Source organism: Streptomyces sp. NPDC127092, from assembly GCF_042722475.1.
Lineage (GTDB): Bacteria > Actinomycetota > Actinomycetes > Streptomycetales > Streptomycetaceae > Streptomyces.
This window is the reverse complement of the sequence record NZ_JBHXFE010000311.1, coordinates 1-618: the sequence shown is the minus strand read 5'-3', so window position 1 is coordinate 618 and position 618 is coordinate 1. Positions and strand designations below refer to the sequence as shown.

Sequence of the window (618 nt, the reverse complement as noted above, 5' to 3'; positions counted from 1 at the left end):
CACCGGCCCCCCCGCGTCGATGGCCGCGAGGACCTCGTCCTGGTCCCCGCCCACGACGGCGGCCATGCCCGTGGGCGTGGCCGCGGCGGCCCGGGCCATGCCGGTGGCGCGCACGCGCACCAGGGAGAGGGCCTCGGCGGGGGACAGCACGCCGGTGACGGCGGCCGCGGTGACCTCGCCCACGGAGTGGCCGGCCACGACGGTCGACTTCGGTGCGGCGGCGTCCGCCTCGAGGGCCGCGGCGGCCACCAGGCCGGCCGCCACGATCAGCGGCTGGGCGACGGCGGTGTCCTTGATGGTCTCCTCGTCCGACTCAGTGCCGTGGCGGATCAGGTCCACGCCCGCGGCGTCGGAGAGGGATGCGAGCAGGTCGCGGGTCCCGTCCAGCTCGAGCCAGGGGGCGAGGAAGCCGGGCGTCTGGGACCCCTGTCCGGGGCACACGATGGCAAGCATTCCTCCATCGTGTCAGGATCGGCCGCCATCCCGGGCAGATCGCGCCACGAAGCACGGCGAGTCGGTTTGGAGGGTTTCTACAAGCGGGGGTGTGCGCCGCCCCGGCTCAGTCCGACCCGTCCCCGGTCGTCTGCCGCGCCCCCGCGAGCCGGCCCAGGGTGATCG

At 75.7% G+C, this 618-nt stretch carries 1 protein-coding gene; it reads right to left on the bottom strand.

Going from position 1 to position 618, the window contains the following annotated elements; all coding sequences use genetic code 11:
- Nucleotides 1-453 (bottom strand): ACP S-malonyltransferase (locus tag ACFWJO_RS39980; RefSeq protein WP_386873238.1); only part of this gene is annotated, 453 nt, incomplete at its 3' end.
- Between the last annotated feature and the right edge of the window lie 165 nt (nt 454-618).